Annotated in this window: 16 protein-coding genes; 5 read left to right on the forward strand and 11 right to left on the reverse strand. The window is 59.3% G+C overall.

Annotated features, from left to right (window positions below):
• Nucleotides 1-275 precede the first annotated feature (275 nt).
• Complete coding sequence (locus tag PG883_RS13685; RefSeq protein ID WP_200164767.1) at nt 276-560, forward strand: RepB family protein; 285 nt, start codon at nt 276-278, stop codon at nt 558-560.
• A 234-nt stretch (nt 561-794) separates the two neighbouring features.
• Here the strand turns inward: PG883_RS13685 and rsmF are convergent, their stop codons facing one another.
• From rsmF to PG883_RS13705, 4 genes are all read right to left on the reverse strand, one after another.
• Nucleotides 795-2,225, reverse strand: a complete 1,431-nt coding sequence (rsmF, locus tag PG883_RS13690) for a 16S rRNA (cytosine(1407)-C(5))-methyltransferase RsmF (protein WP_270807324.1) — start codon at nt 2,223-2,225, stop codon at nt 795-797.
• 129 nt (nt 2,226-2,354) lie between these two features.
• Complete coding sequence (locus tag PG883_RS13695; protein WP_270807319.1) at nt 2,355-4,907, reverse strand: MlaD family protein; 2,553 nt, start codon at nt 4,905-4,907, stop codon at nt 2,355-2,357.
• A 51-nt stretch (nt 4,908-4,958) separates the two neighbouring features.
• Entirely contained in the window at nt 4,959-5,567 is a 609-nt protein-coding gene (locus PG883_RS13700; RefSeq protein ID WP_010674753.1) for a paraquat-inducible protein A, read from the reverse strand.
• Nucleotides 5,545-6,189 carry a paraquat-inducible protein A gene (locus PG883_RS13705; RefSeq protein ID WP_010674754.1) on the reverse strand — a complete coding sequence of 215 codons (645 nt, stop codon included), beginning with the start codon at nt 6,187-6,189 and terminating at the stop codon, nt 5,545-5,547. The genes PG883_RS13700 and PG883_RS13705 overlap by 23 nt, the downstream gene beginning before the upstream one ends.
• 220 nt (nt 6,190-6,409) lie before the next feature.
• Between PG883_RS13705 and PG883_RS13710 the strand changes: the two genes are divergently transcribed.
• The 4 genes from PG883_RS13710 to fabA all read left to right on the forward strand — a co-directional run bounded on the left by PG883_RS13710 (nt 6,410) and on the right by fabA (nt 11,114).
• Nucleotides 6,410-6,715 (forward strand): YebG family protein, encoded by a 306-nt coding sequence (locus PG883_RS13710; RefSeq protein WP_128271377.1) that lies wholly within the window; start codon nt 6,410-6,412, stop codon nt 6,713-6,715.
• Nucleotides 6,716-6,993: 278 nt separating this feature from the next.
• Complete coding sequence (locus tag PG883_RS13715; protein ID WP_171865363.1) at nt 6,994-8,289, forward strand: tyrosine-type recombinase/integrase; 1,296 nt, start codon at nt 6,994-6,996, stop codon at nt 8,287-8,289.
• A 206-nt stretch (nt 8,290-8,495) separates the two neighbouring features.
• Nucleotides 8,496-10,475 (forward strand): Lon protease family protein, encoded by a 1,980-nt coding sequence (locus PG883_RS13720; RefSeq protein ID WP_029314542.1) that lies wholly within the window; start codon nt 8,496-8,498, stop codon nt 10,473-10,475.
• Nucleotides 10,476-10,553: 78 nt separating this feature from the next.
• Nucleotides 10,554-11,114, forward strand: coding sequence for a 3-hydroxyacyl-[acyl-carrier-protein] dehydratase FabA (fabA, locus tag PG883_RS13725; protein WP_010674758.1), 561 nt, complete (start codon nt 10,554-10,556; stop codon nt 11,112-11,114).
• A gap of 80 nt (nt 11,115-11,194) precedes the next feature.
• Here fabA and rmf read toward each other — a convergent pair whose 3' ends face one another.
• From rmf to pyrD, 7 genes are all read right to left on the reverse strand, one after another.
• Nucleotides 11,195-11,374, reverse strand: a complete 180-nt coding sequence (rmf, locus tag PG883_RS13730; protein WP_005315693.1) for a ribosome modulation factor — start codon at nt 11,372-11,374, stop codon at nt 11,195-11,197.
• 156 nt (nt 11,375-11,530) lie between these two features.
• Nucleotides 11,531-13,180: a DUF3466 family protein gene (locus PG883_RS13735; RefSeq protein ID WP_010674760.1), complete on the reverse strand. Its 1,650-nt coding sequence runs from the start codon at nt 13,178-13,180 to the stop codon at nt 11,531-11,533.
• 8 nt (nt 13,181-13,188) lie between these two features.
• Complete coding sequence (uup, locus tag PG883_RS13740) at nt 13,189-15,099, reverse strand: ATP-binding cassette ATPase Uup (protein ID WP_270807320.1); 1,911 nt, start codon at nt 15,097-15,099, stop codon at nt 13,189-13,191.
• A 72-nt stretch (nt 15,100-15,171) separates the two neighbouring features.
• Complete coding sequence (locus PG883_RS13745) at nt 15,172-15,399, reverse strand: glutaredoxin family protein (RefSeq protein ID WP_010674762.1); 228 nt, start codon at nt 15,397-15,399, stop codon at nt 15,172-15,174.
• The gene (gene rlmKL / locus PG883_RS13750) at nt 15,399-17,570 is read right to left on the reverse strand and encodes a bifunctional 23S rRNA (guanine(2069)-N(7))-methyltransferase RlmK/23S rRNA (guanine(2445)-N(2))-methyltransferase RlmL (protein WP_270807321.1); all 2,172 of its coding nucleotides are present in this window, start codon (nt 17,568-17,570) and stop codon (nt 15,399-15,401) included. The genes PG883_RS13745 and rlmKL overlap by 1 nt, the downstream gene beginning before the upstream one ends.
• A 307-nt stretch (nt 17,571-17,877) precedes the next feature.
• Complete coding sequence (locus PG883_RS13755) at nt 17,878-18,414, reverse strand: cell division protein ZapC (protein ID WP_029314546.1); 537 nt, start codon at nt 18,412-18,414, stop codon at nt 17,878-17,880.
• Nucleotides 18,415-18,499: 85 nt separating this feature from the next.
• Nucleotides 18,500-19,510, reverse strand: coding sequence for a quinone-dependent dihydroorotate dehydrogenase (pyrD, locus tag PG883_RS13760; RefSeq protein ID WP_010674765.1), 1,011 nt, complete (start codon nt 19,508-19,510; stop codon nt 18,500-18,502).
• Between the last annotated feature and the right edge of the window lie 40 nt (nt 19,511-19,550).

Raw genomic sequence — 19,550 nt, forward strand, 5'->3', positions numbered from 1 at the left:
CTCACGATGGGGCACAGGCAGTCTCCTTAGTGATGGCGGGTATCCTTCCATCAGACCGATTGTGCAATTTCAAATCAACCCAATCGTGAAATTACAACTCAACGCTTACAAGAAAACCGCGCCTCTGCTTTTTTTATGTTAAATGCTATCCTGTTGATCTGATGGTATATTCAATCCGTCCTCCACAGACATCATGACGGTGGGGGAGTCGTAATCCGATTTACTTTCGTAGAAGATGCCAACGAAAAATGAGAGATAACATTCACGATATAGACATGTCGGAAGGTCACGATAGCCAGGAATTGAAGAAAAGCGCCGCTCAAGAGAACGCCGAACGCCAACGCCAGCACGTGAAGCGCAAGCAGGAGAGTCACAGCCGGTTGCAGTGCTGGATAAGCAATCGTCACGCCGAGCGACTGCATGAACTCGGCCTGCATCTGGAAGACAGTCAGGCCTCCATCATCGAGCAGGCAATCGATCTGCTCTATCAGCACGAACTGCAACAAACGACCAACGCGCAGCAGAGCGATCTCCCCGAGTCGGCAGACATGCTCGAATAGACGATGGCGTCGTGCCGGCATGGTTGAAAAAGGAAGACAAAAAAAGCCAGGTACGAATTCCTTGTACCTGGCATAGGGGAATTGGCTCCTTGCAGAGCCGTGCGCTAACTGGTATGCGGATAGCCTTAAGCTTAGACAAGGCTCTAGGCATTTCAAGAACCGGATAAAAGTTCAACCAGAGTGGGGGTTTTTCAGACTCGAACAGGCGCTGTTTTTGCTCGAGCGACCCCACTCTCACGCATTGAACAGGTTGTTGTCCCGTACCAGCTCCCGGGGCAGGGCATTCTTGATGCGACTCCCCACCCATTTCCCCATGCCGAGCGGGTGCCCCTGGTAACGAACGATCACTTCCCCACTCCCGGCATCCTGCTCTGTCCAGACATCTCGTCCCATCATGAATTCACGGGCATTGGCGGCATCCAGCTCGACGCATCCCTTGCTCGCCTCATGGCCGTAAGCCAGAGCCCATTCATGGGTCAATCGATATCCCTTCTTGAAGGTTTCAGCCAGCTTGATGCCGATGCGATCGAAACGCAGCTTCCCCTGTACCTGCTCGAAGGCATGAGGGAAGAGCCAGATCTCGTCATTGCGGCCAAACAGTTGGCCATGGGGCACGATGCCAAAATTCCCTTCAATCTCCCGCAGCATGGGGCCGGCCTCTTTCTCTGGCAGCGGTGAGAAGGGGAACTTGCCGAGCTTGCCCGGTTTGAACATGGTGTTGGGCACGGAGTGATGCTTGTGCAACCGGGCAACGAAAAAGCCCTCACTGTCGAAGATCTGGGGCCACACATGCAGGTATCCCTCCGGCGTACAGGCTTTCTCCGCTCCCGGAAAGAGATCGGCCAACGAGTCAAAGCTGAAGGCATCGCCGAACTTCTCTTGCAGTGACTGGCAGACGTCCTGGTTCTCTTGCAGGCTCAGGGTGCAGGTGGAGTAGACCAGGACGCCGCCGGGTTTGAGGGCGTGAAAAGCACTCTCCAGCAGGCCACGCTGCACCGCGGCGATCTCCTCGATGCTCTCCAGGCTCCAGTTGCGCAGTGCGTCTTCATCTTTTCGCACCGTCCCCTCGCCGGAGCAGGGGGCGTCGAGCAGGATGGCGTCGAAGGTTTCCGGCAGCCATTGGCCAAAGACCTTGGCATCGAAATGGGTCATGCCGACGTTGGTCACACCGCAGCGCTGGATATTGGCGCTCAGTACTTTCAACCTGCTGCTGGAAAACTCGTTGGCGATCAGCATGCCGCGGTTCTCCATCAGCGCCGCGATCTGGGTAGTCTTGGAGCCAGGGGCGGCGGCCGCGTCCAGCAACATACCATCCCGTCTGGTTTGCTCACTGGCAAAGAGCGCCGTCACCGGCAACATGGAGCTCGCTTCCTGAATGTAGAAGAGGCCGCACAGATGCTCGGCCGTGTTGCCAAGGGGAACGCTCTCATCACTGCGGGTGAGCCAGAAGCCGGTTTCACACCAGGGCACGGGATCCAGTTGCCAGCCAAGCGGCGCCATGCGGGCGACAAACTCGGATACCGTAATCTTGAGGGTGTTGACCCGGATGCTGCGCCGCAGCGGCTGCCGGCAACTCGCCACAAATGCCTCCATGGAGAGATGGGATGGCATGAACTCCGCAATGTGACGCAGGAAGTGATCGGGGAGGTAGGTGTTGTCGTGCACGGCGCAATCTCGCTGACCCAAAATGAGGGGCGACATCTTACCACAGTGCGCGGCCCTTCTTGATGGGGGAGTCCATGAGGCCATAAAAAAACCGGCACAAGGCCGGTTTTTGACGAGCAGGGGAATAACTCAGGGCAAGATGCGGGGGCTCCACTCCAGCCACTCTTTTTCCGCCTTGGCATGAAGCGGATAACGATGGCCCGCCTTGACGGTCGCGCCCATCTCCCGCTCCGGCGTATTGAAGGCAATCCCGCCCGCCAGCAGGCTTTGCACCGTTTCGACTTCGATGGTGCCACCGGTCAGCCCGATATCGGCCTTGACCCCGGAGACATTCCAGAAGCGGCTGTTGGCGCGTATCAGATGGGCGTACTGTCCATCCACATTCACATCGATCAGTACCTCGCTGCCATCCCGGGCCAGGGTCACGCCGGTGACGCTGCCCACCACCATCTTGCGAAACAGCAGGGGGCTGCCCACGCTGATGCCATCGACGGAGGGGCTCTTGAGGGTCAGGGCAAGACCGGCGGGGCCACTCTGGCTCAAGGGGAAGGTCTCCTTGCCAGCCCCCCGGCCCGGTGTCGCCTCCACAAAGGCCCCCTTGATCAGGGTATCGAGGTGGGCAACGCCCCCCAGCCCGACCTTGGCCTGCACCAGGGCATAGCGCGCCCCGGATTGCAGGAAGCGCGCGGCATATTGCTCGTTCAGCTCGGCCTTGAAGCTTACCTGGCCCAGGGTCGGATCCAGTTCCACCTGCTCCACCTTGCCGATGTCCACTCCGCGATAGCGGATGGGGCTGCCGACCCCGAGACCCGGGTTGTGATCCGCCGTGAGGGTGAGGGTGCGCACCTGGGAGCTTGCCTGCTCCTTGCTGTCAAAGAGCTGATGACTGCTGCGACCTGTCCCCAGCTTGTCGAATTCGATGGCACCACGCAGCAGGGTGGCGAGGTTCCCCATCTTGACCTGCACGCCGTCGAGCCGGATCTTGCCGTCGATGGCGGCCTTCTTCCAGAACTGGGGTTGCTGCTTGAGCAAAGGAGCATAGATGGCATCGATCTCCAGGGTGATGGCCACCCCGCGATCATCGGCATCCAGCGCCTTGACCTTGCCCGCTTCCAGTCCCAGGTAGAGGACGGGGGAGCCCACACCGATCCCATCAGCCTGAGCGGCACGCAGCGTCCAGCTGACCGCTTTGGCATGGCGGCTCCCAAGCAGGGCCAGCTCCTGGCTGGGGTAGAGGCGGTCAATCCTGTCACCCTTCGGGGCCTGTACCAGCTTGATGCCCCCCGCCAACCAGGCACTGGCCGGGCTGGTCTCCACCTTGATACCGCTGAGGTCCGCCTCCACCTGCAAGGGGGCGGCGCGATAGAAGCGAGCCCGTTGCAGCAGATGGCGATAACGCTCGTTCACCAGCAACTCGACACTGGCATTGCCGCCGGCATCCAGGGTCAGTGCCCCGAGCTGACCTATCTGCAACCCCTTGAACCAGAGCGGAGCCCCTTCGCTCAAACCGGCGAGATCCTCGGCCTGCAGGGTCAGCTTGATGCCGCCGCGCTGTGCCTGGCTCTCCAGGGTCATGGTGTTGACCCGTTTACCGGGTTCATAGTCCAGACGAATGGCGGGCCCGGCCAGCAGGCGATCCGCGTGCTTGATCCCGGCAGGGGAGAGAGAGACCGTCTCCCACACCAGACGACTCTTGCCGGTCACCCGGAACGCCTGTTCGGGGTTGATGAGGGCCGTCACGCTCCGCCCCTGTTCGGTGAGGCGAATGGGGTCGATGCGTCCAATCTCGATGCCCTCATAGAGGATGGGCATCCCTTCCTTGATGGGCAGAGTCCCCGCATGGATGGTGATGCGCTCACCCCGGGCGGCCTCGGCCAGCCCCTTGTAGAGGATGAAGTTGACCCCCTTTTGCGCCACGGGAGAATCTTTGGGGGAGTCAAACGCAATGCCGCCGCTCAGGATGGAGGTGAGACTGCCCGCCTCCACACTGACGCCAGCCAGGCTGAAGGAGCCCTTGATGCCGCTGATGTTCCAGAAGCGGGTATCCGCCTTGACGAGGTGCTCGAAGCGCGGCTCGATCACCAGATCCAGGATCACGTTCTGGTTCTCTTCCCCAAGACGGGTGTTGATGACACTGCCCACCTCCAGCCCGCGGAAATAGATCTTGGCGCCGATGCCCACCGACCCCAGGGAATCGGCTGTCAGGTGCAGGGTTCGCCCCTGGGCCTGATAACCGGGGGGAGGGCCATCCAGGGCATCGAACTCATCCTCCAGCGGGTTGTTCTCCCGTCCGGGTTGCAGGTTGATGTAGTTGCCGGACACCAGGGTGTCCAGGCCGGAGATCTCGGTCAGTGACGCCTTCGGACTCACCAGCCAGAAGTCGGAGCCCTTGCGTATGAGGGTGCGGGCACGGCTGTCCACTTTGGCCAGCACCGCAATCTTGCGACCATCCTGTGCCAATTCCAGCTCCTGGACCACGCCGATGGCGACCCCCTGATAGCGCAACTGGGTCTTGCCCGGCAAGATACCGTTGCCCTGGGCAAAGTTGATGCGAATGAGTTGACCACTGCTCGTCCACTGCTGGTAGAGAAAGCCTCCCGCCAGCAAGAGGGCGATGAAGGGCAGCAACCAGACCGGGGATAACCAGCGGTGCTTCTCAATGACGGGCTCAGCCCCGACCATACCGACTCCTTACATTGGCTGTGATGCACAGCGCGTTCGACACAAAAAACATTAACGGGCCGCCTTGTCCCACAACAGGCGGGTATCGAGCATCCTGGCCGACATCATGGTGAGCACCACCACGCCGGCGAACGCCGTCGCCCCGGGGCCGGCACGCACGTTGAGCAGCACGCCGCGATCCACCAGGGCCACCATCAGCGAGATGACGAACAGGTCCAGCATGGACCAGCGTCCGATGAAATCGATGATGCGGTACATGACGAGCTGGCGTTTGCGGCGCACCGGCTTGCTGCGCTGCAACTGCCAGCAGATCCAGCCAAGGCCCAGGATCTTGCCGATGGGCACGATGATGCTCGCGGTGAGCACTATGGTAGCGATGCCGGACATCTTGCTGCGATAGAGCGCCATGATACCGCTGAAAATGGTATCGGACTGCAATAATCCCTTGTTGTAGAAGTGGGTGATGGGCAGCAGGTTCGCAGGCAATAGCATGAAGGTGGCCAGCGCCAGCAGGCCCCATGACCAGGCGAGGGAATGGGGGATGCGCATCTGCAAGGGGGTATGACAACGAGGGCAGCTCATGCCGTGTTGATGGCGCACCAGCAACCCGCAGGTATGGCAGCGGCAAAGCCCCAGTTCACGGGCGCTGATCGGGGACATGGTCCGGCTCCCGGGAGGCATGTTGCAGCGGAATCCGCTCCCAGTAAGGGGCAGGATCAAAGAGGATCAGCAGCGTCATGTTGAGCAGCATCAGACAACCCAGGCTCAGCAGACCGCCTCCCAGGCGCACGTCGGCGATGTCGATGAGCTTGAACAGGGCGACAAGCAGGCTGACGATGTACACCTCCAGCATGGCCCAGTGGCGAAATACCTCGACCGCTTTGAGGGTCCACGCCAGCAGATGCCAGCGCTTGGCCAGGCCGGAGGCGAGGGCAAAGATCCCGAGCAGCAGCCCTGTCGGCGCCAGCACGGCGCACCAGAGCACCAGTGTTGCCACCCAGAGCTCGCTCTCGGCATACAGCATCATAATTCCCTTGATCAGGTTGGCGTCCGAGTTCACGCCCGCCAGACGAAGATAGATCAAAGGCTCAAAAAACGCGGAAGGCAGCAACAGGAATCCGGTGATGGTCAGCGCCATCAACTGGGAAGGGCGAAAGGCATAGCGCCCATACAGATGCTGATGACAGCGGGGGCAATGGGCGTGACGGCGCAGCGGCAGCAACTTGCGTTCGATCAGCAAGTCACAGGCCGGACAGACAATCACCGAGTGCGGATCCGACATACGATTCAACCTGTTGAAGGAATTGATGAAATTTACCTTAAAACGCCTGCCCTGTCTTGCCGCGCTGCACAGCCCCCTTTGAAAAGACGTGTTTTCCGCTGTGAACTGGCCGCCGCCAGCCAAGCAGGGGCTGGCGATGCATGCCGACATGCTGAGGGTATTTGCAATACTGTATATACGTACATATACTTGCAATCACTATCATCAGGAGGGCGCCGCGATGGCCGTTGAGATCAAGTATGTTGTGGTACGTGGGGGAGTGGAGAAGATGACCTTTGCCAGCAAGAAAGAGGCGGATGCCTATGACAAACTGCTGGACACCGCCGATGAGCTGATGACACTGCTGGCGGGTGCGCCGGTCGCGCTTGCACCGGAGCAGCAGGAGAGTCTGGCCTTTTATCTGGCCGAGCAGCGGGATCAGCTTCAGCAGGTATTGCGCGGTGGAAAAGGGCAGGGGAATTCCCCCAAAGAAGACAAGCAGGATACTGAACTGCCAAAGGGGAAGCCCCTGAAGAGCGTGGCTTGAGACGAAAGGGCGGGGAAGGGGATGTGAGGCAGAACCCGCTCTCTCATTCATGAAAAGTGCAACTTAAGTCATTATCACGACTATTTTCCCCGAGAACTTTCCAACCACACCGCATATTTATTGAATATGCTGATTGCTCGTCATCATGGGGTATCACAGCAAGATGCCTCAGGTCGTTGCCCCCAAGGCGCACTGCAAGCCCTGATGCCGATAACCCCATTTATCGGCATCAGGGGGGCGGCCCCGTTCAAAACATTCAACCGACATCACACACCATCATGACTCATCCAGCACTTCCACCCGCCATGCCGCTGTTCGATAGCGTGGACCACCTTGAGGCGGGCAATCCCCAGGTCAACCAGTACCTCGCCACCCTGAGTCTTGGCAAGGTCCCCGACGCGGGGATCGTGTATGAGCTGGCCGTCGACTGGCTGCTGGAGCAGCGCCACAGCGAAAACAACTACAAGACCTATCGCAGTGAGCTGACCACTTTTTTGCACTGGTGTTTTTGCGAGGTGGCCATCAGCCCCAGGGATCTCACCAGGCGCATCATGATGCGTTATCTCGACTATTGCCAGGCGCCACCGTCCGGACTGATTGCCTATCGCAACGTCGCCCAGTTCGTGCTCGACAAGGAGTGGGGGGAACGGTTGCCAAACCCCCTGTGGCGTCCGTTTCTTGGCAAGCGGGAACTGGGCCGGGAGCTGCCGTATCGACTGAGTGAGCAGGCGATGAAGACAAAACTCGCCATTTTGTCCGCCTTCTTCCAGTTTCTCATCCAGGAGGAGTACATGGATCGCAATCCGGCTCTCCTGCTGCAGCGGGTTAAACGTGCGGGCCCCCAGGAGGCTGGTGAAGACGCGCAATCCTTCACCGAACTGCAATGGTCCTATGTGATGCAAGCCGCCGAACAGCTCGCTGCCGAATGCCCGGCACAACATGAGCGCAGCCGCTTTCTCATCTGTCTGATGTATGCCTGTTATCTGCGGATTTCCGAGGTGGCGGCCAGGCCGGGTTTCAGCCCCGTCATGGGCCAGTTTCGACGTGACGCCAAAACGGGCGTCTGGGGTTATGACATTCCCCGCAGCAAAGGCGGTAAACGTCGCACCGTGGCCGTTTCTCAGGCTCTGCTCGAAGCCCTGGCTCGCTATCGTACCTTTCTTGGACTTTCGCCACTGCCGGCCCCCGGGGAGCAGACCCCGCTGTTCGTACGCCACAAGGCGGCGGCCCATGGCCGCGAACAAGGCGAACTCAATGCCAATCTGGGTATCCGCCAGCTACGGGACTTGGTAATGGCGGTATTTGAACAGGCCGCAAGCCTCGCCGAACAAGACGGTTTTGATCAGGATGCCGCTGAAATGCGAACCTTGACGCCGCACTCCATTCGCCATACCGGTATCACCCATGACATCAATCTGCACGGCCGGCCTTTATCCCACGTACAAGCCGATGCGGGACATGACAGCATCGACACCACCTCCAAGTACCTGCACACCGGCAACCGGGAACGTCACGAGAGTGCCAGCCGCAAGCCGCTGGACCACTTGCTCGACCATGACCGTACATATGATTGATAACCAGTGGTGAACAATAAAACTGCACTCATAACCAAGACGCGGGACCTAAAGACAATCCTTGATTGACCATGCCCTGGGACTCATAAATCCGACACTGCGCATAATGTATATTATGTTAAATGAAATATCTTGGTATTCTGTCACCCTCAACCGAACTGTGTATAATGGTGGCAATTGATCCTATCCCCGACCGGATGTCTTAAGTGGCTGAATTAACATCAGAACAATTAAAACCCGCTTTCTCGATTGAGCAGTTCCCCACACTTGGCGAACTCGACCCCATTCCGTTTGCCGCCCTGCAACCCAGAGCGATTTCGGGTATCAAACGGCTGGCCAGTTTTGATGGTGACTGCCCGGTCATGATCCTCAACGGTTTCCCCGGTGCAGATTACGAGAATGTCTGCCAGACCCTGATCGCCTCTTCGAATGGCAAGGATGGCGACCTGTTCGATCTCTGTTATACCGAGAATCTCAACAACCCTTTCAAGCCCATCTGGCTGCGCCTGCAACCGGGCTCGGGTTTCGAGTTCTGCGAAATGGTCGGTGAGCTGCTCAAGCTGATGAGCCACCATCTCGACGCCGAGCGGCTGGTCACCCGGATCATCCGCAAACAGAACAACGACCCCAAGATCGTGGATTTCCTCTCCGATCTGGCCGCCCATGTCGCCCAGGGCCTCGAGTTCCAGCACCCGGTGCTCATCAACCTGCTGATCCATCATGAGGATCAGCAAGCCCCTGTCGTCTACGGCCGTGACCTGAACTGGGATACCTTGTTCGGTTCCATCAACTATCAGACGGAACAAGGCTCCGTTTACGCCAACCAGCACCTTTTGGAACCTGGTCTGCTGCGGGAAGCCAACGGTGGTTACCTGATACTGCAGCTTGATGAGCTGCTGGATCAGCCTCATCTCTGGTTCAAGCTCAAGAACGCCATGCAAAAAGGCGAGCTGGACTGGAATGCCTATCAGGAAGGCAAGACGCTGACGCCGTTCTTCACCCCGGAGGCGACCCCCATCCGGTTCAAGTTGATCCTGGTCGGTGACAGGCTGGACGTGGCGGAATTCCAGATGCTGGACAGGGACATGGCGGAGCGCATCTTCCTGCGTGCCGATCTGGTCTCCGAAGTGAACATCGAGGAAGATCTCCCCGCCTTCCTGCAATATCTCGCCTGGCTGCGAGCGCGCTGGGCGCTGCTGGATTTCACCCCAGGTGCCCTCCTCGCCCTCTGTCGCCATGCCAGCCGCCTGTGTGACCACCAGGAGTGGCTATCCCTCTCCGAGGTACAGCTCGGCGCCATCATGCGCATGGCCGACAGCCTGGCCCGCGAGCTGGAAGCGATCTGCGTCACTGACGAACATATCCTGCTCGCCCTGGAAGAACAGGATTACCGCCTCAACTATCTGGTGGAGCAATCGGATCAGGGTGTCATCGACGGCCAGATCCTGCTGCAGACCGACGGTGAAGAGGTTGGCCAGATCAACGGGCTTTCCGTCATCCAGGTGGCCGGCCATCCCTATGACTTCGGGGAGCCGGTACGCCTCACCGCGACCGTCCACCTCGGGGATGGCGATGTTGCTGACATCGAGCGCAAGGCGGAGCTCGCCGGGCACATTCACGCCAAGGCCATGATGATCATCCACGGCTACCTCTCCAACAAGTTCGGCGCAGAGAACCCCTCGCCGCTCTCGGCCAACCTGGTGTTCGAGCAGTCATACCACGAGATCGATGGTGACAGCGCCTCCCTGACCGGCCTGTGTGCCCTGCTCTCCGCCCTCGCCCGCCAGCCCATCTATCAGCACTTCGCCGTGACCGGTGCGGTCGACCAGTTCGGCAATGTGCAGGCCGTGGGCGGCGTGAACGAGAAGATTGAGGGCTTCTTCCGGGTGTGCAAGATCCACGGTCTCACCGGAAAGCAAGGCATTCTGCTGCCAGGCACCAACGCCCAGCAGCTCAACCTCTCTGATGAAGTGATCGCGGCAGTAGAGGCCGGCCAGTTCCACATCCACCCGGTGGATCACGTGGAAGAGGCAATCGAGCTGCTCACCGGCTGCGTTGCTGGGGAGCCTGACATGCCGGATACCCTGTTTGGCCGCATCCAGGAGAGACTGGACGAACTCAATGGCACGGCAACCAAGAGTGGCGGCCTGCTGCGCAGCCTGCTGGACCGGCTGCTTGGCCGTTAAATGAAGTGATCGGAGTTGTTTGGCGAACATCTGTAAGCTAAATTGGCCCGGCTTTGACCCATATGAAGGATAAACAGCGTGACCCTAGATAACGACACCACTGATCCCCGCCTCTCCCTGTGCGAACAAGGCAAAGAGTCCTTTACCCGTGAAGAGCTGCTTGCCTGCAGCCGTGGCGAATTATTTGGTGAAGGTAACAGCCAGCTGCCCGCCCCCAACATGCTGATGATGGATCGCATCGTCAAGATCAACGACCATGGCGGCGAGCACGGCAAGGGTGAAATCCTGGCTGAACTCGATATCACGCCGGATCTCTGGTTCTTCGACTGCCACTTCCCCGGCGATCCCGTCATGCCTGGCTGCCTGGGCCTGGATGCCATGTGGCAACTGGTCGGCTTCTTCCTGGGCTGGAAAGGGGGTCCTGGCAAGGGACGTGCGCTGGGTGTCGGTGAAGTCAAGTTCACCGGCCAGATCCTGCCGACGGCCAAGAAGGTCACCTACAAAATCACCTTCAAGCGCGTCATCAACCGCAAACTGGTCATGGGCATTGCCGATGGCGTCGTGGAAGTGGATGGTCGCCCCATCTACAGCGCCACCGATCTGAAAGTGGGCCTGTTCAAAGACACCACCGCATTCTGATCCTGCTCCTGGGTGAGCAGAGACAACGTAAAGGGGCCACGATGGCCCCTTTCCTTTTGTAATGAGTGATGAAGTATCGGTTACTTCATGAAGAGGCCTGAGCCTCGCCCTTCCATGGCATCGCGCCAACCACCAAGCCAATGGCCCCTGGCATCCAGGCACTGGTACGGACACGCTTCTTTCTGTTTGCCGACTACGCCAGCCTGATAACCACGAGCGCGAGCTCTCTCCAGACGGTCCCGTTTCTGTCTCTTCATCATCTACGACCCTCTTCATGGAACAAAAAAAGCGACCAGTTTTTCACCGGTCGCCTTCATCTTTACCCCAGGGGGGAGGCAGGGTCAAACAAAAATTCCATGCTATTCAGGGGTTGTGACACAAGATACTGAACTGCATTAATTTTTGATGACACTTATTTATCGCTGATAGCGACGCAGCCAGGCAAAGGGCAGCGCCAGCAGAGTCAACCAGAACAGGCTGCCACCACCGCCCTCGCCACCATCCTGACCGGTCTGGTTGTTGACCGGCGCATTGCTGACCACATAGCTGGCCGGGGCATTGCCCTGATAATCCGCCACGGCCGGCGTCAGTTTGACGGCGACCACGGTGGCGTTGGCGCGTTTGTTGAGGTCGCTCTCGCTGTCATAGCGATACGCCGTCGCGGCAATGGTGCCGTCGCTGCTGATGCCGCTGGCATAAGCGATGTGATAGTACTTGCCGTTCTGGGCACACTGCTTGTTGCCGGCGTCATCCTTGCCACAGATGAGATCGTTCAGATACCAGCTGTTGGCCGGGGCGGCCGCGTTCAGCAGGAAGGCTTCCTGCATGCGGTTGGTGCCATTGACCACCGGTTGGGTCTGATGGCGGGAGTCGCGCCAGCCAACCACCATGTTGTGCTCGTTGATGGCGGCCGCTTCCGAGCCTGCCCCCGAGACCGGCTTGTCTTGAAGAGGAAGGCTGGCCGCCGTACCCGGCTTGCTCAGGTTGAACAGGAACATCTCCACCGGGCGGTTCTGACCCTTGTTGATGCGATAGCGCTGGTTGCCGATCACGTAGCCGTTGTCGTTGACGGCCACGGCCCAGCTGTGTTGCAGCTTGGCATCGTCCTTGCCAGGCTCGCCATCCGGCAGCGGGATGATCTTGGTGGTGCCCACGGTGCCGGCAGCCGTATCCAGGGTCCAGTAGCTGGCGAGGTTGCGGCCATCCAGATCACCGGTGCCCACCTCGCCGGTAGAGCTGTAGCCCACGCCGTAGAGGGTGCCGTTGTACTTGGCCACGCCCAGTGCAGAAGCGGTTTGCAGCACCTCGTCACGCTGATGGCCATAGGTGCCGGCCTGCATCAGCTTGTTGAACCCGCCCGAGCTGTTGAGCAGCCAGAAACTCGCCTGGGTATCGACCCCGGGGCAGTAGCGGAAGTCACCGTACTGGCTGTCATTGCCCGTCTCGAAACACCACTTGTAGAAATCACCGCCCACCTTGTGGCGATACTTGTCGCTGGCCGCGGTACCGGTCACCAGATACTGACCGTTGTCCAGCTTCTTGATGGAGGTGGGTACGCTCAGGCCGTGGGTGCTGGCCGCATCCTTGAGCTCGACCGGGTTGCCGTCATTGACCACGGCAAAGGCGGTGCGCAGCTTGCCATTCATCTTGTAACCGACCCGATCCTCCGGAACATCCCCGAGGGCCGTCACCAGGCCATCGACCTCGGAGCTGGTCACGTAGCCCAGGTTGCTGCGTTGATCCACCTTGTCCAGGAAGTCGCGACGCCACTGGTAGGCAAAGCCCGAGTTGTCGCTCCAGAAGGAGTTGCAGACCGAGTTGGAGAGCATGCAACCCTGCTCGAAACGGAAACGATCCACCAGGAAGTCGGCAAACCGCACGGTGGAGAAGTATTCCGCCATGTTGTTCTTGGTGTTGAGCCCGATGAGGCCGTTGGCATCGCCGCTGATCCCGCTGGCATAGCCTTTGACTTCGTCATCGACGATGGTGAAAAAGGAGCTTTGTGCCGCCTGCGCGTTGAGGCTGGCGCCGACCAGGATGGCCAGCATGGATAATTGCTTTTTCATCTACTTCCTTAGTCTTGATGTTTCAACGCTTCCAACTCCTCCCAACGGGAGAAGGCGTGTTCCAATGCGGCCTCTGCCGCATTCAATGCATCCAGTTTGGGCTGGGTCTGCTCTGCTGGCAGGGAGAAGAAACCGGGGTGGTTAATCTCGGCCTGCAGGGCATCGAGTTCCATTTCCAACTGTTCCAGCCGGGCTGGCAGATTATCCAGCTCCAGTTGCAACTTGTAAGAGAGTTTTCGTGTTTTTTTCGCAGGCTCCGCTGCCGATGCGACAGGCTCTGCCACCTTGACCGGGGCCGGCTTGGCCGTCTGTTGGGCGGCCTGCAGGGCTCGTGTGGCCATCATGTCGGCGTAGCCCCCGACATAATCGCTGATCCGTCCATCCCCTTCAAACAGCCAGCAGCCGGTCACGGTATTGTCGATGAAACGGCGATCGTGGCTGACCAGCAGCAGGGTGCCCGGATAATCGGTGAGCAGCTCTTCCAGCAATTCCAGCGTTTCGACATCCAGGTCGTTGGTTGGTTCATCCAGAATCAACAAGTTACTGGGTTTGAGGAAGAGTTTGGCCAACAGTAGACGGTTTTTCTCGCCCCCTGACAAGGCCTTGACCGGGGTGCGCGCCCGCTTGGGCTCGAACAGGAAGTCCTGCAGGTAGCCAAGGATGTGGCGGGAGCGGCCGCGAACCATCACCTCCTGCTTGCCCTCCCCCACGTTGTCCACCACCGTCTTCTCGGGATCGAGCTGCTCACGGTATTGATCGAAGTAGGCCACTTCCAGGTTGGTCCCCTGGCGCACCGAGCCACGGCTCGCCTCGAGCTGGCCCATCAGCAGCTTGATCAGGGTCGACTTGCCGCAGCCGTTGGGGCCAACCAGAGCAATCTTGTCCCCGCGCAGCACCTGCAGATCCAGTCCCTGGAACAGGGTGCGATCACCAAAGTCCAGCCCCAGCCCCTCGGTCTCGAACACCAGCTTGCCGGAGCGGTCCGCCTCGTCCAGTTGCAGCTTGGCCTTGCCCTGCAGTTCCCGGCGCTGGGTGCGCTCCATGCGCATCGCCTTGAGGGCCCGCACCCGTCCCTCGTTGCGGGTACGACGCGCCTTGATCCCCTGGCGGACCCACACCTCTTCCTGGGCCAGCTTGCGGTCGAACTCGGCGTTTTTCAGCTCCTCGACCCGCAACCACTCCTCCTTGCCTTGCAGATATTCGTCATAGTTACCGGGCCAGGAGGTGATCACGCCGCGATCGAGATCGATGATCCGGGTCGCCAGCTTGTGGATGAACTCCCGGTCGTGGGAGATGAAGACGATGGCGCCACGAAAGTCCTTGAGGAACTCTTCCAGCCAGTTGATGGCATCGATGTCCAGATGGTTGGTCGGCTCGTCCAGCAGCAACAGGTCCGGGTCACACGCCAGGGCGCGGGCCAGAGCCACCTTGCGCAGCCAGCCGCCAGACAGACTGTCGAGCGTCACATCAGGGTCGAGATCGAGCAGGGTCAGCACCTGATTGATGCGGGTTTCGTACTGCCAGCCGTTCTGATAGTCGAGCTGCTCCTGCAACTGGCTCATGGTGCGAATGTTGGCATCGGAAGGGTCGTGCGCCAGGGCGTGGGAGACATGGTGGTACTGCTTGAGCAGCTCCCCTACCCCGGCCAGCCCTTCTGCGGCGTAATCGAACACGGTGATCTCGCTCGAGGCGGGCGGATCCTGCTCGAGGCGGGTCACTTTCAAATCTTGTTGCAACACCAGACGGCCGTCGTCCAGCGGCAGTTCGCTGGCAATCACCTTCATCAGGGTGGACTTGCCCGCCCCGTTGCGACCCACCAGACAGAGGCGCTCGCCCCGCTCTATGGTGAGCTCGGCATGGTCGAGCAGCGGAAAATCACTGAACGACAGGGACGCGCCGTGCAATGTCAAAAGAGCCATGTTTGTTCCTTGTTGCTTATGAAAAAACGGGCGGCAGCGTGAATCTGCCCCCGTTTTGTCGTCAAATCCTGCTCACCCCTGTGCCAGCCAGCCTTGCAGCTCCCCCAGGGTGAAGGGCCAGCCCAGCTCCCGGCCGGCACTGTCTTGCAGCACCGGGATGCGCACCCGGTAAGCCTCGAGCCAGGCCTCCTCCTCCAGGATGTCGCAGCGGCGGGTCTGCGCGGCCATCCCGGCCTGTTCCACCAGCGTCCACGCCTGTTCGCACAGGTGACAGCCGTCGGTGTGAAACAGGGTCAGCATCAGCCTTGTGCCTCGGCGTGGGTGATGATCCAGCAGTTGTGGATATGCTGGTTGCGCTCGAAGTCCTTGGGCCGGGTCTTGTTCGTGATGTTCTGCGCCTTGAGACCGATGGCGTCAAGGCCGGCCAAGTCCATCTTGAAGTGGCGTTTGTTGTTGGAGAAGACCAGGGTGCCGTCCGCCGCGAGCAGGCGCTTGAGGTGCTGCATCAACAGCAGGTGATCCCGCTGCACGTCGAAGCTCTCGTCCATCCGCTTGGAGTTGGAGAAGGTGGGCGGATCGATGAAGATGAGGTCGTACTGCTCGTCGGCTTCCGACAACCACTTCAGGCAGTCCGCCTGCACGAACTTGTGCTCGCGGCCCACCAGCGAGTTGAGGCGCATGTTGTCCTGGGCCCAGTTGAGGTAGGTGCGCGACATGTCCACCGTGGTGGTTTCGCGGGCGCCGCCGAGCCCCGCGTGCACGGTGGCACTGCCGGTGTAGGCGAACAGGTTCAGGAAGCGCTTGCCCCGAGCCATCTGGCCCAGCATGCGGCGGGTCTGACGGTGGTCGAGGAAGAGGCCGGTGTCCAGATAGTCGTAGAGGTTGACCCAGAGGCGTGCACCGTACTCCTGCACTTCCATCCGGTGCTGCTCTTCGGAGAGCTTCTGGTACTGCTGTTTGCCTTCCTGGCGCTCGCGCACCTTCAGGATCACCTTCTCGCCGTCCATGCCGGTCACCTTGATGGCGGCCTGCACCATGTCCAGCAGACGCTGGCGGGTTTTCTGGGCGGGAATGTCCTTGGGCGCCGCGTACTCCTGTACCACCAGATAATCCTGATAGCGGTCGATGGCGGCGTTGTATTCCGGCAAGTCCGCGTCATAGAGGCGGTAGCAATCGAGGCTCTCCTTGCTCGCCCATTTCTCGAGGGTCTTCAGATTCTTGCGCAGACGGTTGGCAAAGTCCTGGGCCACCTCTTTCTGGGAAGCGACGGCATCGAGGGCGATCTGGTAGTTGCGCAGCTGGCACTCGAGGGCGCCGTTGAACAGGCGATACTGCTTGTCGGCACGCAGGCGCAGGCAGCTCAGGAGTTCGGGAGAGGCGGAGAGAATGGTGACCTTCCACCCCTGGAAGCCGCGGCGCAGGGCATCGCCAAGGGCCTGATGCACTTCCAGCAACGCCGGGAATTCACCGAGACGCTCGCCATAGGGCGGGTTGGAGATAAGCATGCCGACCTGACGGCTCTCTCCTTCCACAGCCGGCATTGGCAGCGGATTTTCCAGCTTGGTGACATCGGCCTGCTTGAAGGTAATGAGATGATCCACGCCGGCGGCCTTGGCGTTGTCACGGGCCTTCATCAGGACCCGGGTATCCGCATCGCAACCGAACAGTTTCACCTCGCAGCGCTGCATGCCGCGCTTGGCACGTACCTGGGCTTCCATCATCAGACTCTGCCACAGTTCACCATCGTGTTGCAGCCAGCGATCGAAACCGAAGCGCTCACGGCGCAGGGCCGGCGCCATGTCGGCAGCGATGAAGGCCGCTTCAATCAGCAGGGTACCGGAGCCGCACATGGGGTCCATCATGGGCTCGCCGGCCCAGCCGCTGCGGGCAATCATGGCCGCCGCCAGGTTCTCTTTGAGGGGCGCCTCGCCGGTGCCCTGGCGATAGAAGCGCTGGTGCAGCGCCGGGCCTGACAAGTCCAGCGTGATATTGGCCTTGCCTTTGCCAAGGTGCGCCATGATGCGAATGTCCGGGGACTTCTTGTCCACATCCGGGCGCACGTGACCGCGCTTGGTGAAGCGATCGACGATGGCGTCCTTGATCTTCAGGGCACCGTACTGGGTATTGCGAATGGAGGCGTTGGTACCGGTAAAGTCCACCGCGATGGTGGCGGTACCGGAGAAGTGATCTTCCCAGGGAATGGTATGGGCCCCGAGGTAGAGGTCCAGATCGTCGTTCATCTGGAACTCGGAGAGCACCAGCACGATTCGGGAGGCAAAGCGGCTCCACAGACAGGCCTTGTAGCCGATGGCCAGTTCGCCCTTGAAGTGGACGCCGGCCACGGTCTCACGGACCTGCTCTGCACCCAGATTGGTCAGCTCGACGGCCAGCAGGTTTTCCAGCCCTTTGGGGCAGGTTGCAAAAAATTCTTTCATCACGCTCACGGGGATGCCATAAAAATAGTGCCGCATTATACCTTATCGGCCCGCGCTCGGCACTCGAACCTTGGACAAAGGCGCCATATAAACGGCAAGAGGCGCGGCAAACGCTCCCCTCCCCCTTGCGGGCGACAGGATCCCGCTCTTGGCTGGCAGTTGTCTACCATCACATTCGTAAAGAATTCGAAAATCTTGCCCGGACCAGGCAGAAAATGGTCGTGACGACCAGACGAAGGAAAAAGACAAATAATGGAACAAGAGAGAGACTGAGCGCTTAAATATCAGACCAATATAGCAGGCCTATAACGGACTTATTCGTCGCCATATAACGGCCCCGTCGTCAGCCCACTTCCCGATATTGTGTCTGTGCCCGAACTCTGGCTTGCATCCGGTTATTCATCACCTTGATCACGGCAAAGCGCGGCAGCGTCTTGCTGTTGGTCAGCACCAGCTCGTCGGTCAGGTTCAGGCAAACACTCGCCTGATCGCCGGCTTCGATGACCATGAATTCCCCCCTACCGTGGGGCGTATCCATCCACACCAGGGATCCCATATCCGGAATAACATGGGCCTGCTGTTCATGAAAGAACCAGCTTTGCGGCATCAGGGGTTTATAAAAACGGCTGACGGCGATGGCATTGAGGACCAGCTGGACCTGGTGGGGCGTACTCCAGTCGAGTTCAGCGGCCTTGTCCATCAACTGGTAATAGAGGGCGGCATCATCCACGCAAAAAGGCTGGGTGGTGAAAGAACAGGGAACAAGTTGTCGACCTTTATATTCGGTGGCAAATATCATGCGATCGGACAAATCCAGCATAAGGCGATCATCCTGAGCGTCATAATGCCACTGCCAATTGTCATTGGGTTGAATACACATGGTGGTGCCCTTATCTAAGCCGTCCCTCGACTTTATTCCATGTCGAGAATTTGAGCAACGTTAAATAAGGGCAACCGGTTATTTTTTAAATATGGGTAACGATCTCTTTGACCAGACTCGGCCCTTTATAAATAAAGCCGCTGTAAATCTGGACAAGACTGGCACCCGCTGCCAGTTTTTCCCGAGCCGCCATGGCGCTGTCGATACCACCCACACCGATAATGGGCAGGGCGCCGTCGAGGGCCTTGGCCAGGTGGCGAATAACCTCGGTGCTCTTGTGCTGGAGCGGACGACCGCTAAGCCCGCCAGCCTCTGCGGCATGGGGCATGTCATATATCATCTCCCGCTCCAGAGTGGTATTGGTGGCGATGACACCGTCAATACGGTTCTTGATCAAAGAGGCGGCTACCTGATCTATTTCATCGAGTGACAGATCCGGGGCAATTTTCACGGCCAGCGGCACATACTTTTTATATTTCTCGGCCAGCTCCTGTTGGCGCTGTTTCAATGCGGCCAGCAGTTCATCCAGTGCATCGCCATATTGCAATTGACGCAGACCCGGGGTGTTTGGCGAGGAAATATTGACCGCAATATAACCGGCGTGGTCATACACCTTGTCCATGCAGAGAAGGTAATCATCCTTGCCCTGCTCGATGGGGGTGTCCTTGTTCTTGCCGATATTGATGCCGATCACCCCCTGATATTTGGCCTCTTTCACCTTGGCCACCAGGTGATCGACTCCCTTGTTGTTGAATCCCATGCGATTGATGATCCCCTCGGCCGGGATCACCCGGAAGAGACGTGGCTTGTCATTGCCGCTCTGGGGTCTGGGGGTCACGGTACCGACCTCGATGAAACCGAACCCCATGGCGCCGAAGGCATCGATGCACTCCCCGTCTTTATCCAATCCTGCGGCCAGGCCCACCGGATTGGCAAAATTAAGCCCCATGACGGTGACGGGGCGTTTTGGCAGGGTGTTGCGGAAGAAACAATCGAGCGGTGTACCGAGAAGGCGGGGCAAATATTTGATGGAGAGATCGTGAGCCTGCTCCGGATTGAGTTTGAACAGGAAATGCCTGGCGAGTGGGTACAGCATGCTTGCTCCTTAAAAAAAGCCCCGGCAACTGGCCGGGGCT

Origin of the sequence: Aeromonas sp. QDB25 (assembly GCF_027707725.1) — a bacterium.
GTDB lineage: Bacteria > Pseudomonadota > Gammaproteobacteria > Enterobacterales > Aeromonadaceae > Aeromonas > Aeromonas caviae.

Excerpts from the sequence above, each read along its gene's own strand:
- PG883_RS13685 (WP_200164767.1), top strand. The coding sequence starts at position 276 with ATGTCGGAAGGTCACGATAGCCAGGAATTGAAGAAAAGCGCCGCTCAA.
- PG883_RS13695 (WP_270807319.1), bottom strand. The coding sequence starts at position 4,907 with ATGGTCGGGGCTGAGCCCGTCATTGAGAAGCACCGCTGGTTATCCCCG.
- PG883_RS13700 (WP_010674753.1), bottom strand. The coding sequence starts at position 5,567 with ATGTCCCCGATCAGCGCCCGTGAACTGGGGCTTTGCCGCTGCCATACC.
- PG883_RS13705 (WP_010674754.1), bottom strand. The coding sequence starts at position 6,189 with ATGTCGGATCCGCACTCGGTGATTGTCTGTCCGGCCTGTGACTTGCTG.
- PG883_RS13710 (WP_128271377.1), top strand. The coding sequence starts at position 6,410 with ATGGCCGTTGAGATCAAGTATGTTGTGGTACGTGGGGGAGTGGAGAAG.
- PG883_RS13715 (WP_171865363.1), top strand. The coding sequence starts at position 6,994 with ATGACTCATCCAGCACTTCCACCCGCCATGCCGCTGTTCGATAGCGTG.
- rmf (WP_005315693.1), bottom strand. The coding sequence starts at position 11,374 with ATGATGAAGAGACAGAAACGGGACCGTCTGGAGAGAGCTCGCGCTCGT.
- PG883_RS13735 (WP_010674760.1), bottom strand. The coding sequence starts at position 13,180 with ATGAAAAAGCAATTATCCATGCTGGCCATCCTGGTCGGCGCCAGCCTC.
- uup (WP_270807320.1), bottom strand. The coding sequence starts at position 15,099 with ATGGCTCTTTTGACATTGCACGGCGCGTCCCTGTCGTTCAGTGATTTT.
- PG883_RS13745 (WP_010674762.1), bottom strand. The coding sequence starts at position 15,399 with ATGCTGACCCTGTTTCACACCGACGGCTGTCACCTGTGCGAACAGGCG.
- rlmKL (WP_270807321.1), bottom strand. The coding sequence starts at position 17,570 with ATGCGGCACTATTTTTATGGCATCCCCGTGAGCGTGATGAAAGAATTT.
- PG883_RS13755 (WP_029314546.1), bottom strand. The coding sequence starts at position 18,414 with ATGTGTATTCAACCCAATGACAATTGGCAGTGGCATTATGACGCTCAG.
- pyrD (WP_010674765.1), bottom strand. The coding sequence starts at position 19,510 with ATGCTGTACCCACTCGCCAGGCATTTCCTGTTCAAACTCAATCCGGAG.